The following is a 13,571-nucleotide window of genomic DNA, read 5'->3' on the forward strand; positions in this document are numbered from 1 at the left end:
ACAGCCGGCGACCGGTTCCTTTATCCGCGACACCTTCCCGATGTCGGGCGGGTGCTGCTGGATGATGGACAGTAGTTGGGAGTGCGCACGGTATTTATGCTTACGAAGACGGCAATCGGCTGCACGCGAACCTGTAGGAGCGTGCCCGCGCGCGACGAGGCTTTATCGGTAACGCCCCGTCGCGCGCAGGCACGCTCCTACGATACGGCGGCGTCTCATCTTTGTTCGACTGCCTCGCGGCGAGGCGGCGAGGCGGCTTTAGCCAGCCAACTCCGCCGCCTCGACGCTGTGCTCGCCACGCGCTGGTGCCAGCGCGGCGCTCACCATGGCGGCGGCGATGCGTTCGGCCGGGTTGATGCGGAAGCGGCGTGGTAGCAGTGGGCCGAGCGCGCCCAGCACGAGGCTGCCGATGTGTTCGCCGGTGCGCCGCTGCTCGCGTTCGCCGCCGATCAGGCCCGGGCGCACGAAGGTGAGCGAGGGGAAGCCGACCGCGCGCAGGTCGCGTTCCAGTTCGCCCTTGACGCGGTTGTAGAAGATGCGCGAGTGCGCGTCGGCACCGGCCGCCGAATTCAGCACGAACACCGAGGTGCCCTGCGCGCAGGCGGCGCGTGCCAGCGCCATCGGGTAGTCGTGATCGATGCGGTAGAACGCCTCGCGCGAGCCGGCCTGTTTCATCGTGCTGCCCAGGGCGCAGATGGCCGCTTCCATGCGCGGCGCGGTCCAGTGGTCCAGGCGCTCGAAATCGATCACCTGGTTGCGCAGCTTGGGATGGATCTGCGACAGCGGCCGGCGCGTGATCGCCACCACGCCGGTACAGCGCGCGTCGGCCAGCAGCTGTTGCAAAACATGTCCGCCGACCAGACCGGTGGCCCCTGCCAGCAGCACGTCCATCAGACCGCCCCTGCCATCAGCGTGCGCCCTCGGAGACGATGCGTGCGCTGCTGGCGATGCGATCGCGCTCCACTGCCAGCAAGGTCAACGAGTGCGCCGGCGCCTTCCATTCGCTGCCGCCGGCCACCACGCGGCCGCCATGGCGTGCGGTGTCGACCAGCACGCGCCAATGTTCGTCGTGCATCGCCGGCAGCGTGAACGACACGCTGGTGGAGGCCGCATTGATCAGCATTAGCAAGGTCACGTTGGAGGCGATCTCGCGCAAGCCGGTGGTCGGCGAGCGGCCATCCAGGCGCAGCATCAGCGCGCGCGCTTCCGGGTCGTGCCAGCCGGCTTCGTCCATCTCGTGGCCGTCCGGTGCCAGCCAGGTGAGATCCTTCAGGCCCAGCGCTTCGTCGAACTTGCCATCGAAGAAGCGGGCGCGATGCAGCAGCGGGTAACGCTGGCGGATGCGGATCAACCGCCGCACGAACGCAGCCTGATCGGCGGCGGCGGCCTTGGTTGCGGCAGTCCAGTCGATCCAGGTCAGTTCGTTGTCCTGGCAATACGCGTTGTTGTTGCCGTTCTGGCTGTGGCCGAACTCGTCACCGGCCAGCAGCATCGGCGTGCCCTGCGACAGCAACAACGTGGCCAGCAGGTTGCGCATCTGTTGGCGGCGCAGCTGCTTGATGCCCGGGTCGTTGGTGTCGCCTTCGACGCCGTAATTGGCCGAGATATTGTGGTCGCTGCCGTCCCTGCCCTCTTCCCCGTTGGCGAAGTTGTGCTTGCCTTCGTAGCTGACCAGATCGCGCAGGGTGAAGCCGTCATGCGCGGTGACGAAGTTGACCGACGCAGTGGGGCGGCGGCCGCTATGGTTGAACAGGTCGGCCGAGCCGGTCAGGCGCGTGGCCAGTTCGGCCAGCTGACCACCGTCGCCACGCCAGAACGCGCGCACGTTGTCGCGGAACTTGTCGTTCCATTCCACCCAGCCCGGCGGGAAGTTGCCGACCTGGTAACCGCCCGGGCCGATATCCCACGGCTCGGCGATCAGCTTGGTCTGGCTCAGTACCGGGTCCTGGCGCACCGCATCGAGAAAGCTGCCCGACGGATCGAAGCCATAGCGCTCGCGGCCGAGGATGCTGGCCAGGTCGAAGCGGAAGCCGTCGACATGCATTTCCTGCACCCAATAGCGCAGCGAGTCCATCACCATGCGCAACGCGCCGACGTTGGTCAGGTCGAAGGTGTTGCCGGTGCCGGTGTCGTTGATGTAGAAGCGGCGATCGTCGGCCAGGCGGTAGTAGCTGGCATTGTCGATGCCCTTGAACGACAGCGTCGGCCCCAGCTCGTTGCCTTCGGCAGTGTGGTTGTAGACCACGTCCAGCAGCACTTCCAGCCCCGCATGATGCAGGCGCGCCACCATCTGCTTGAACTCGGCCACGGTGCGCGTGGACATGTAGCGCGCCTGCGGCGCGAAGAACCCCAGCGTGTTGTAGCCCCAGTAATTGCGCAGGCCTTTTTCCAGCAGGTACTGGTCGTCGACGAAGGCGTGAACCGGGAGCAGCTCCACCGCGGTGACGCCGAGCGAGCTGATGTGGTCGATCAGCTCATCGGTCTTCAGGGCCGAGAAGGTGCCGCGATTTTCCGGCGGCACTGCCGGATGCAGCATGCTCAGCCCGCGCACGTGCGCTTCGTAGATCACCGTACGGTTCCACGGCGTCTGCGGCGGGCGGTCCTGGCCCCAGGTGAAAGCCGGGTCGATCACCGCCGATTTGGGCATGAACGCGGCACTATCGCGACGGTCGAAGCTCAGATCCTTGTCGCGGTGGCCGATGGTGTAGCCGAACAGATGCGGCGCCCATTTGAGCTCGCCGACGATCTGCTTGGCATACGGGTCCAGCAGCAGCTTGTTGTGGTTGAAGCGATGCCCGGCCTCGGGCGCATAAGGTCCATGCACGCGGTAGCCGTATAGCTGGCCGGGGCGTGCGTCGGGCAGATAGCCGTGCCAGACCTCGTCGGTGTATTCGGGCAGCGCCAGGCGCTCCTGCTCACGGCCACGCTCGTCGAACAGGCACAGTTCCACCCGGGTGGCGTTGCGCGAGTACAGCGCGAAGTTGACCCCCAGGCCATCCCAGGTGGCGCCGAGCGGGTTGGGACGGCCTTCGCGAATGCGCGAGCGCTGAGTGAACTTGCGGGTGGCCATCGGTAACTCCTGAGAACGGTGAACTCAAAACGCTGAGCGAATGCGGGTGCCTGCGTGCCTGGGCACGCTCACCCTGGCACGGCACAGCCTGCAGGGTGAACCATGCAAGGTGACAGAGGCACCGTTACTGGCGTGCAGTCACCGGCGGGCCGGCCTGTTCGGCGGCGCGCTCTTCGGCGTCCACCAGCCGCTCGGCCATGGCCCAATGCCGATCTGCGTGGCCGTCCGGGCGGCCTTCGGCCTCCCAGATCTCCTGTGCCAACTGGCGAAGCCGCGCTTGCCGTTCCGTGTCGTTCATTGCTTACGTTCTCTTAGGGGGTCGACAACACTGCCACTGGCGCACGTGCAAACAGCGTGGATATCGCCACGCGGCCGCCTTGCGGCTGCAGCGTGCTGCCATCGAGCACATTACGATACGTGGCGGGCGGCAATGCCAACGACGCCTGACCCCAGTTGGCCGGCGGCACCAGCAGCGGCAGGTCGCCATCGCCCTGGTTGCCGGCACCCAGCCGCGTCACTGCCACCACCAGCGACTGGCCGCGGTACTGGCGGCGGAACGCCAGCACCTGCGCATCGCCGCTGACCGCCACGGTCAAGGGCTGATAATCGCCCTTCGCAAACAGCGACGGATGGTCGGCACGCAGCTGCAACAGCAGTGCGGTGAGACGTGCCTTGACCGCGCCATCGCGCCAGCTGCGCAGCAGCGTGTTCCAGTCGCGCGCCTGCGCCAGCCACTGCTGGCGCTGCGCGTAGTCGACCGGGCGGCGGTTGTCCGGGTCCACCAGCGACAGATCCCAGCCTTCGGTGCCCTGGTACAGGTCGGGCACGCCCGGCACGGTCAGGCGCAACGTGGTCTGCACCAGCGCGTTGCGCGCACCGGCGGCGGCGATGTGGTTGCTGGCGCGCAGCAGCGCCCGCCGCAGCGGCAACCCGGCGCGGCTGCACAGCACCTGCTCCACGGTGGCCTGCACGGCCTGCTCGTAGGCCGGCGAGCCATCGGTCCAGCTGGTGTGCAGCTTGGCTTCGCGCACCGCCTTGAGCAGCCACTGCGCAATGCGCTCGGCGTACTCGGCCAGCGGTTCGGTCTGGTCGGCGCCCAGGCCGATCGGCCAGGCGGCCACCAGGGTCTGCCAGAGCATCTGCTGGTCGCCACCGGCCAAGGCCGGCGAGTCCAGCGTCTCGGTCAAGGCATCGAACTGGCTGCTCTGCTCGATCCACCAGCGCGGTTGCTCGGAGAGCACCGCCAGCCGCATGCGCAGGTCTTCGCCGCGCTTGTGGTCGTGCGTGGCGGTGGCCAGCAACGCGCGCGGGAAGTGCTTGGCGCGTTCGAGATTCTGCGCGTGGAACTCGGCCGCGTCGTTGGCGAAGTGGGTCGGATGGCTGCCGACCTCGTTGCGCGACAGCAGCACGCCATGCCGGTAGAACGCGGTGTCTTCCACCGACTTGGCATTGAGCGGTGCGGACAACTGCTCCACGCGACGCCGCAGGATGCGCCGCAAGGCGACCTGCGCGCGGTCGGCACCGGCATCGTCGAGCAGCCAGCGCTCGATCGCGTCGACCGCCGCAACGATCGACTCCGGCATGCCCTCGCGCGCACGCGCGGCGGTGGCGCGCAGGCGCTCGGCTTCGCTGCCGGTCACGCCCTTGGCACCGGCGTAGGTGCGGTACACCGGAAACCAGCGCAGCAACACGCACAGGCCGCGCGCCAGCATCTGCGGGCTGAACTCGCGCGTGGGCGGGTCCAGTCGCGCCAGTGCCGACAACGCACCGACGGCGCGATTGAATTCGGTCTGCAGCGGGCCGCGCAGGATCTCGTCGCGTGCGCTGCGCTCTTCCTGTGCGAAATCGCCACTGCGCCCGCTCACCTTTTGCCAGGCACGCGCCAATGGCTTGAAGCCGGCCGGGTCATGCAGCACGCCGCCGACCTGGTCCATGAAGTCGTAGCCGGTGGTGCCATCGCAGGGCCAGTCGGCCGGCAAGGCTTCGCCGGGCGCCAGGATCTTTTCCAGATACAACCCCAGCGTGCCGGGCTTGAGGCCACGCGTGCGGCCGGCCGCATCCAGCCGGCTGCGCAGCTTGCGCACATAGCCGGTGGGGTCGGTGAGCCCGTCCACATGGTCGATGCGCAAGCCATCCAGATGGCCTTCGGCCACCAGCCGCAGCGGCAGCGCATGCACCGCGTCGAACACCGCCGGCAGCTCCACGCGCAACGCCACCAACGAGGTGATATCGAAGAAGCGACGGTAGTTGAGCATGTCGTTGCCCACGCGCCACCAGTTCAGGCGGTACGGCTGGCGCTCGATCAGCTTGTGCAGACGGCCATCGCCACGCTTGGCGCCGTCGTTGTAGTCGCGCAGCCATTGCGCGCGGGCGGCCTTTTCCGGCACCTCCAGCGTCTGCGGACGGATCGGGTAACGCTGGTCGTAATGCGCCAGTGCCGCGCTGCCGTCGTCCTCCACCACCAGCGTGATCAGGCCTTCGGCCAGTGCGGTGGCATACGGGCGGTCCAGCACCGCCAGCCACAACTTGCCGTCGCGCCCGGGCGCGCGCCAGTCAATGTCGAACCAGTCGGCATGCTTGGCGCTGCGGCCATTGCGCAGCACATCCCACCACCATGCGTTGTCCGCATGCGTGGCCATGTGGTTGGGCACAATGTCGGCGATCAGGCCCATGCCGTGCTCGCGCGCGGCCTGCGACAGGGCGATCAGCGCCTCTTCGCCGCCGAGTTCGGGATTGACCACGGTCGGGTCGATATTGTCGTAGCCGTGCGTCGAGCCCGGCACCGCAGTGCCGATCGGCGACAGGTATAGATGGCTGATGCCGAGGCCGGCGTAATACGGCACCTGCGCGAGCGCATCGTGCAGGGTGAAGCCGACATGCAGCTGCAGGCGGGCGGTGGCGCGAAGCTCGATCATGGATGCGGTTCCGAAACAGCCGCGACGCGACGCGCCTCGGCAAAGCCCTGCAGCGCCGTACTCAGGCGCGCATGCGGCAAGGGATCGGGCAGGCGTCGACGCCAATTGGGATGGACCTCGACGGTGCCCGGCAGATTGGGTTGTTCTTCCAGCGCCAGCGCGTCTTCCACCGGCAGCAAGGCCAGGGGCGAGACGCTGGTGGCGGTGAAGCGCAGCGCGCCCAGCAGCGGGTCGTCCGCCGCGGTCAGGCCGGCGTGTTCGACCGCCGCATCCAGGCGTGCCAGATCCTTGCTGCGCGCGGTGGCGTCATCGCTGGCCTGCGCGGGCTGGATCAGTTCCAGCTTGCGTCGCCAGTCGATATCGCGGCCTTCGCGCCAGCCGGTCAGGGTGGGCAGATCGTGCGTGGTGGTGGTGGCCACCGCATCCGGCCGCCACAGCGCCGGCGAGACGAAGGCGCCATCGTCGTCGCGGGTGAACATCAGCACATCGATGCCCATCACCCCGCGCCGGGACAGTTCCTCGCGGATGCCCGGCGGCACCACGCCGAGGTCTTCGCCGATCACGATCGCCCGGTGCCGCCACGATTCCAGCGCGAGCAGGTTGAGCAGATCGTGCAGTGGATAGGCCAGATACGCGCCTTCGTTGGAGCTGGCACCTTCCGGCACCACCCACAGCCGCAACAACCCCAGGATATGGTCGATGCGGATGCCGCCGCGGTCGCGCAGCACTGCGCGCAGCAGCGCGATATACGGCGCATAGCCGCTACGCCGCAATGCGGTGGGCGAATACGCACCGATGCCCCAGTGCTGGCCGTCGGCATTGAAGGCGTCCGGCGGCGCGCCCAGCACCAGGCCGCGCAGCACGGTGTCGGCGGCTGCCGCGGCTTCGGCGCCATTGGGATCGAAGCCCACGGCCAGATCGGCGATCAAACCGATCTTCATGCCGCGCTCGTGCGCCTCGCGTTGCGCATCGGACCAGCTGCGCGCCGCCAGCCATTGCGTGAACACGTGCAGCTGCGGATCGCCGTCGCCGAAATCCTGCGCGGCAAACCGTGCAAAGCCCTCCAGCGCCTCGCCCCCCTCGCTGCGGAAGGCAGCCAGATCGGGGTGATCGGCGGGCACGCGGGTGTAGAGATGACGCAGCAGCTGCCACTTGGCCTGCGCCGAGGCCGGCCAGTCGATCAGGGCGCTGTGGTGCAGCGTATCGAAGCGCTCGCGCAGGCCGGGCACCTCGTTGATCGCCGCCAGTGCGAGCTCGCCCAATACGCGCACCGGTGCGGCATGCAGGGGATCGAGAAAACGCCGGTCGCTGGGCGAATACGGGCTGTAGCCGCCGGTGACCGGGCGCGCGGCATGCACCGGGCTCAGGGCCAGGGCATCGGCGCCGGCCAGTGCGGCATGCCGCACCCATTCCACCGTGCCGGATGCGTCGCCGATGCCGGCGTCGTCGATGCTGCGTGCCGAATACACCTGCAGCGCCATGCCCCAGGCACGCGGTGCCGGCAGGCCACAGGCATCGGCCACGCTGAAGCAGCGTTGCGGGGCGACCGCAACCTGCTGGGTCAGGCTGCCGATCTGCAGCGTCCAGTAGCCAAAACGCTGCGGCGCACGCACCTGCCCCTGCGCATCGGCATGCGCCGGCTCGCTGGTGCCGCTGTCGTCCAGCCAACGGCCGGTGGCATTGGCGGCGACCGACACCGGCAGCAACCCGGCCACCTGCACGGTCAGCAGCGGCGCCGGCTCGGTGGCGTGCGCCTTGCAGCGACGCAGGCTGTCTTCGCGCTGCGCAGCAGTGCCGGCAGGCAGTTCCAGCGCGGTGAGCACCGCATGCAGCGATTGGTCGGACACCTGCCGTGGCTGGTCGCTGGCATCCACCCAGTCCACCATCACCCCGGCCGCGCCGGCCAGCGCATGCAGATCGCTCCTGCTCGGATCACGGGTACTCATGCGCGCGCCTCGTGCCAGGCGATGAAGCCATCGACCGGCAACTGCTGCGCGTCGGCGGCGACGTTTTCGACATGCGCCACGCGGCCGCGCAGCGGCGGCATCGGCACCGCCGAGGCACCGACGTTGAAGGCGATATGCCACAGCCCGTCGGGCAGTTCCCAGCTGGCGGTCACTGCGCCATCGGCCAGCACGCTGGCGCCCACCGCGCGCGCCTGTGCAAGCCCCGGTACCAGCCACTGGCGACGCACGCCCAGCAGCGCCTTGAACCAGGCTGTCCACTGCACGCCTTCGCCCTGCGCGGCGTCTTCGATCGGCGAACGCGAGGCGGCGAAGGTGTCGTGGCTGTTTGGATCGGGAATGGTGGCGCGCTGCGCTTCGTCGGCGAATGCGGCGAAGTGCGCAAACTCGCGACGGCGCCCTTCGCGCACTGCATCGTCCAGCGGCGGGCCGAAGTCGGTGAAGAACAGGAACGGCTGCGTGGCGCCCCACGGCTCGCCCATGAAGAACAACGGAATCATCGGCGTCAGCGTGGTCAGCGCCAGCGCAGCACGCAGGCGTTGCGGCGACACCAGCACGCTCAGCCGCTCGCCGCGCGCACGGTTGCCGATCTGGTCGTGGTTCTGCGCAAAGACCACGAACTTGTGCGGCGGCAGCGCCCCACTGGGCTCGCCACGCACATGCCCGCGCGGGTCCGGCTCGCCCTGGTAGGCGAAACCTTCGCCCAGCACGCGCGCCAGGTGTTCGGTGGGCTTGTCGGCGAATGCGGCGTAATAGCCTTCCTCTTCGCCGGTCAGCAGCACATGCAGGGCGTTGTGGAAATCGTCGTCCCACTGCGCGGTGTAGCCGCGTTGCAGCTGCGACGACTGATTGGCCTCGTTTTCCAGCACAAGATGCACATGGCGGCCGGCCGGCAGGCTGGCCTGCACGGTCTGCCGCAAGGTATCCAGGAAGGCGTTCGGGGTGATCGCATGCACCGCATCCAGGCGCAGGCCGTCGAAGCCGTATTCGTGCAGCCACATCAGCGCATTGTCGAGAAAGTAACGCTGCACCTGCGGCTTGCGGAAATCGATCGCCGCGCCCCACGGGGTGGGCTTGTCCTCGTTGAAGAACGGCGCGGCATAGCTGTGCAGATAATTGCCGTCCGGGCCGAAGTGGTTATAGACCACGTCCAGCAACACCACCAGGCCGTGTCCGTGCGCGGCGTCGATCAGCGCCTTCAATTGGTCCGGCGTGCCATAGGCTTCCACCGGCGCGTACGGCAGCACGCCGTCGTAGCCCCAGTTGTGCGCGCCCGGAAATGCGCTCAGCGGCATCAGCTCGATCGCGGTGATGCCCATCGCCGCCAGCTGCGGCAGTTGCGCCTGCACACCGGCATAGCCGCCGCAGGTGCCGACGTGCAGTTCGTAGATCACCGCCTCGCCCCACGGCCGTCCCTGCCACTGGGTGTTCTGCCAGGCGTAGCCATCGCTGCGCTGCACGGCGCTGGGGCCGTGCACGCCCTCGGGCTGCCAGCGCGAGGCCGGATCCGGCACCGGTTCGCCGCCATCGACGCTGTAGCGATAGCGCGCATCCGCCGCGCATTCGATCACCGCGCTGAAGAAGCCATCCTGCGCGGCCTGCAACGCGATGCGCGCGCCGTCGTCGAAGACCACTTCCACGCTTTTGGCATCCGGTGCCCAGAGCGCGAAGCGCACCTGTCCCTCACCCGCTGGCCATGCACCCCATGCCGGCGTGGTGTCGTTGCGCTCGTTCATTCTTATTTCTCCGCTTGCAAATAGATCGTGGCCAGCGGCGGTAGGGTCAGGCGCAGGCGTTGTGCGTGCCCGTGCATGCCCATCGGCTCGGTCGCCAGGCGACCGCTGTTGCCGAGGTTGCTGCCACCGTAATGGGCACTGTCGGTGTTGAGGATTTCGCGCCAGCCGCCGGCACGCGGCACGCCAACGCGATAGTCGTGGTGCGGTTGCGGGGTGAGGTTGCTCACCGCCAGCAAGGGTGCGCCGCCATCGGGATCGTGGCGGATGAACGCCAGTACGCTGTTGCGCGCATCGTCGGCCACGCTCCAGTCGAAGCCGTCGGCGCGATGCGTACCGCGGTACAGCGCCGGCACGCGACGCAAGGTGGCATTGAGATCGCCGACCAGTTGCTGCACACCGCGATGCGCGGCGCCGTCGAGCAGATGCCAGTCCAGCGATTGATCGTGATTCCAGTCGTTCCACTGGCCGAACTCGGCGCCCATGAACAGCAGCTTGTCGCCAGGATGCGCCCACATCAACGCCAGGTAGGCGCGCAGGTTGGCAAAGCGCCGCCAGTCGTCGCCGGGCATCTGCCCGAGCAGGCCGCCACTGCCGTGCACCACTTCGTCGTGCGAGAGCGGCAGCACGAAACGTTCGGAGAATGCGTACACCAGGCCGAAGGTGAGCTGGCTATGATGCTGCGCGCGCTCGGCCGGATCGCGCTGCATGTAGCCCAGCGTGTCGTGCATCCAGCCCATGTTCCATTTGTGGGTGAAGCCCAGTCCGCCCTCGCTGGTCGGCGCGGTCACGCCCGGCCAGGCGGTGGACTCTTCGGCGATGCTCAGCACACCGGGAAAGCGCGTGGCAATCTCGCTGTTGAGCTGGCGCAGGAAGGCGACCGCTTCCAGATTCTCGCGGCCGCCATGCGCGTTGGGCACCCACTCGCCTTCGGCACGGCCATAGTCGCGATACAGCATCGAGGCCACTGCATCCACGCGCAGGCCGTCGAGGTGGTAGTGGTCGATCCACTCCAGCGCGCTGCCCAGCAGGTAGGCGATCACTTCGGGGCGGCCGTAGTTGTAGATCAGCGTGTTCCAGTCGCGATGCATGCCTTCGCGCGGGTCGGCATGCTCGTACAACGCGGCGCCGTCGAACTGCGCCAGGCCGTGTGCATCATCGGGAAAGTGTGCGCTGACCCAGTCCAGGATCACGCCGATGCCGGCGCGATGACAGGCATCGACGAACTGGGCAAAGCCATCCGGGCTGCCGTGGCGCGCGGTCGGTGCGTACAGCCCCAAAGGTTGATAGCCCCAGGAGCCGCCGAACGGATGTTCGGTGATCGGCAGCAACTCGATATGGGTGAAACCGAGCTGCTGCACATAGGGGATTAGCTGTGCGGCCAGCCCTGGCCAGTCCAGCGGCTGGTTGTGCCCATCGCGCCGCCAGGACGCGGCATGCACCTCATAGATCGACAGTGGCGCCGGCGCGGCACTGGCATCGCGCGCGGCCATCCAGGCGGCGTCGGTCCAGGCAAACGCTGCCGCGCCCGGCACCACCGAGGCGGTGGCCGGCGGCAATTCGCTCTGGCGCGCCACCGGGTCGGCCTTGAGCAGCACACGGCCATCGGCAGCGGTGATGGCGTACTTGTAACGCGTGCCGGCTTCCACACGCGGCAGGAACAGCTCCCAGAACCCGCCGATGCGCGGGCGCATCGGGTGCCGGCGCACGTCCCAGCCATTGAAATCGCCCACCACCGCCACGCGTTGCGCATGCGGCGCCCACACCGCAAAGCGCACCCCGGGCACGTCGTCGCAGTGCAGGTGCTGGGCACCCAGGGCACGGCGCAACGCCTGGCCATCGCCGGCAGCGATCTGCAGCAGGGTGGATTCGTCCAGCGTGGCGGCAAAGGCGTAGGGGTCTTCGATCTCCTGCACCACATCCGGCCACACGATGCGCAGCCGATACGGGCCTTCGACCGCCAGCGTGCCCTCGAAAACGCCATCGACCGGGCCAGCCTGCATGCGCGCCAGCAACTTGCCGCGTGGATCGATCAGGCCCATCGCCTCGGCACCGGGCGCCAGCACGCGCACCAGCCGGCGGCCGTCTGCCTGGGAATGCGGGCCCAATACCGCGAATGCATCGGCAGGCAGGCCATCGGCCAGCGCCTGCACGCTCTGCACCAGATCCGACATCCCATCCATGGTCACCGCCGTCGCTTCCGTCTCCTGCCCCTGCACGCCCAGCCGTTCGCTCATGACACCGTCGCAAGCGCGGGGGCGGTTGCGGCGGTGCGTTCGTACAGCGAGAGGTATTTCTTGCCCGCCACATCCCAACCACTGGGACGCAGCATCGCCGCGCGGCGCATCGCCGACAGCAGGCTTGGCAGGCGGAAGGTGCGGAATGCGCGCTCCAGGCAGCGGCGCAACGCTTCCACGCTGGCGTGCTGGAACAAAAAGCCGGTGACGCCGTCATCCACCGTGTCGATCAGACCACCGGTGGCGTGCGCGATCGGCAGGCAGCCAAAGCGTTGTGCATACATCTGGCTCAAGCCGCACGGCTCGAAGCGCGATGGCATCAGCAGGAAGTCGGCACCGGCGAACATGCGCCGCGCCAGGCCCTCTTCAAAGCCGATGAAGGCACCGACCTGGCCCGGATAGCGCCGGGTCAGCTCGGCGACCTGTTGCTCGATCTCCGGCTCGCCACCGCCGATCACCGCGATCTGGCCGCCGGCCGCCACGATCTGCGGGGCGACCTCGCAGATCAGGTCCAGGCCCTTCTGGTGCACCAGCCGCGACACCACCGCGAACAGCGGGCCGGTGCTCTCGCGCAGCCCGAAGGCCTTGCGCACCTGCGCCGCGTTGGCCTGACGGCCCTGCCACTGATTGACGCTGAAGTGCGTGTCCAGATATTCGTCGGTACGCGGGTCCCAGCTGGCGTCGATGCCGTTGACGATGCCGGTCAACGCGCCCTTGGCGGCGCGGCCGGCCAGCAGGCGGTCCAGGCCACAGCCCTGCGCCGGGCCGGTGATCTGCTGGGCATAGCTGACGCTGACCGTGTTGACGTGGTCGGCATGCACGATGCCGCCGCGCAGGAACGACATCTGCCCGTAGAACTCCAGCTCGGCCACACGCTCGGCCGGGATGCCCAGCGCGGCGGCCATCGAATACGGCACCAGGCCCTGGTAGGCCAGGTTATGGATGGTCAACAGGCACGGCGTGGTGCCGCCGGACCAGCGCACATAGGCGGCAGCCAGTGCGCACGGCCAGTCGTTGAGGTGCAGCAGGCGCGGCTTCCAGCCCAGTCCGGCATGGCCGGCGGCGATCTGCGCAGCGGCATGCGACAAGGTGGCAAAGCGGATCGCGTTGTCTTCGAATTCCGAGCCGCTGGTGCTCACGTAGGGCGAGCCGTCGCGTTCGAACAATTCCTTGGACAGCAGGATGTAGATCGGCAGCCCGTCCGATTGCACGATGCGGCCGATGTCGCAGGCCGGCAGTGCGGCATGCGCCAGCACCCGGCCGACGATCTCCACCTTGCCCGCCCGCGCCAGCACCGCCCGGTAGCCGGGGATCAGCACACGGATGTCGTAGCGATGGCGCAGCGCGCGTGGCAGCGCCGCAGCCACATCGCCCAGACCGCCCGCCTTGATGAAGTCCGCCATCTCCGACACCACGAACAAGGCGCCGCGGGTATCGGCCGGCGACACCGGCAGGCGCTCGTGATGGCGAATGAAGCGGCCACGCGCATCACGCGGTCGCCCGCTCTTCTTCAGAGTCGGGAGCATCGTGCTGCGCTCTAAGCGTGCGGTAGTAGCGTGAAGCGGCATCATGGCAACCATCTAAACGTCCGTCGTAAGGTGGGTGGAGACGGAAAAACAGCGAAGCGACAACCATCATCTGCCGATTCAGCC

General features: G+C 68.2%; 8 protein-coding genes. All 8 read right to left on the reverse strand.

Translation table 11 applies throughout. The features are described from left to right. Positions 1-258: 258 nt before the first annotated feature. The gene (locus GGR73_RS14010) at positions 259-891 is read right to left on the reverse strand and encodes an NAD(P)H-binding protein (RefSeq protein WP_054592631.1); all 633 of its coding nucleotides are present in this window, start codon (positions 889-891) and stop codon (positions 259-261) included. A 16-nt stretch (positions 892-907) separates the two neighbouring features. Continuing rightward, a complete protein-coding gene (gene glgX / locus GGR73_RS14015) occupies positions 908-3,070 on the reverse strand; it encodes a glycogen debranching protein GlgX (protein ID WP_184432348.1) in 2,163 nt (720 codons plus the stop codon). Between the two features lie 124 nt (positions 3,071-3,194). Then, positions 3,195-3,368: a DUF2934 domain-containing protein gene (locus tag GGR73_RS14020; protein ID WP_005993048.1), complete on the reverse strand. Its 174-nt coding sequence runs from the start codon at positions 3,366-3,368 to the stop codon at positions 3,195-3,197. 13 nt (positions 3,369-3,381) lie between these two features. Continuing rightward, positions 3,382-5,985 carry a malto-oligosyltrehalose synthase gene (gene treY, locus GGR73_RS14025; protein ID WP_184457430.1) on the reverse strand — a complete coding sequence of 868 codons (2,604 nt, stop codon included), beginning with the start codon at positions 5,983-5,985 and terminating at the stop codon, positions 3,382-3,384. Beyond that, positions 5,982-7,931 carry a 4-alpha-glucanotransferase gene (malQ, locus tag GGR73_RS14030; protein WP_184457433.1) on the reverse strand — a complete coding sequence of 650 codons (1,950 nt, stop codon included), beginning with the start codon at positions 7,929-7,931 and terminating at the stop codon, positions 5,982-5,984. Before malQ ends, treY begins: the two co-directional genes overlap by 4 nt. Further along, on the reverse strand, positions 7,928-9,685 hold the full coding sequence (gene treZ, locus GGR73_RS14035) for a malto-oligosyltrehalose trehalohydrolase (protein ID WP_184457435.1): 1,758 nt from the start codon (positions 9,683-9,685) through the stop codon (positions 7,928-7,930). The genes malQ and treZ overlap by 4 nt, the downstream gene beginning before the upstream one ends. A gap of 2 nt (positions 9,686-9,687) precedes the next feature. Then, entirely contained in the window at positions 9,688-11,919 is a 2,232-nt protein-coding gene (locus GGR73_RS14040; protein WP_184457436.1) for a 1,4-alpha-glucan branching enzyme, read from the reverse strand. Beyond that, a complete protein-coding gene (glgA, locus tag GGR73_RS14045; protein WP_184457438.1) occupies positions 11,916-13,499 on the reverse strand; it encodes a glycogen synthase GlgA in 1,584 nt (527 codons plus the stop codon). Before glgA ends, GGR73_RS14040 begins: the two co-directional genes overlap by 4 nt. Positions 13,500-13,571: the final 72 nt, after the last annotated feature.

The organism is Xanthomonas sp. F14 (assembly GCF_014199865.1).

Excerpts from the sequence above, each read along its gene's own strand:
- GGR73_RS14010 (WP_054592631.1), bottom strand. The coding sequence starts at position 891 with ATGGACGTGCTGCTGGCAGGGGCCACCGGTCTGGTCGGCGGACATGTT.
- glgX (WP_184432348.1), bottom strand. The coding sequence starts at position 3,070 with ATGGCCACCCGCAAGTTCACTCAGCGCTCGCGCATTCGCGAAGGCCGT.
- GGR73_RS14020 (WP_005993048.1), bottom strand. The coding sequence starts at position 3,368 with ATGAACGACACGGAACGGCAAGCGCGGCTTCGCCAGTTGGCACAGGAG.
- treY (WP_184457430.1), bottom strand. The coding sequence starts at position 5,985 with ATGATCGAGCTTCGCGCCACCGCCCGCCTGCAGCTGCATGTCGGCTTC.
- malQ (WP_184457433.1), bottom strand. The coding sequence starts at position 7,931 with ATGAGTACCCGTGATCCGAGCAGGAGCGATCTGCATGCGCTGGCCGGC.
- treZ (WP_184457435.1), bottom strand. The coding sequence starts at position 9,685 with ATGAACGAGCGCAACGACACCACGCCGGCATGGGGTGCATGGCCAGCG.
- GGR73_RS14040 (WP_184457436.1), bottom strand. The coding sequence starts at position 11,919 with ATGAGCGAACGGCTGGGCGTGCAGGGGCAGGAGACGGAAGCGACGGCG.
- glgA (WP_184457438.1), bottom strand. The coding sequence starts at position 13,499 with ATGGTTGCCATGATGCCGCTTCACGCTACTACCGCACGCTTAGAGCGC.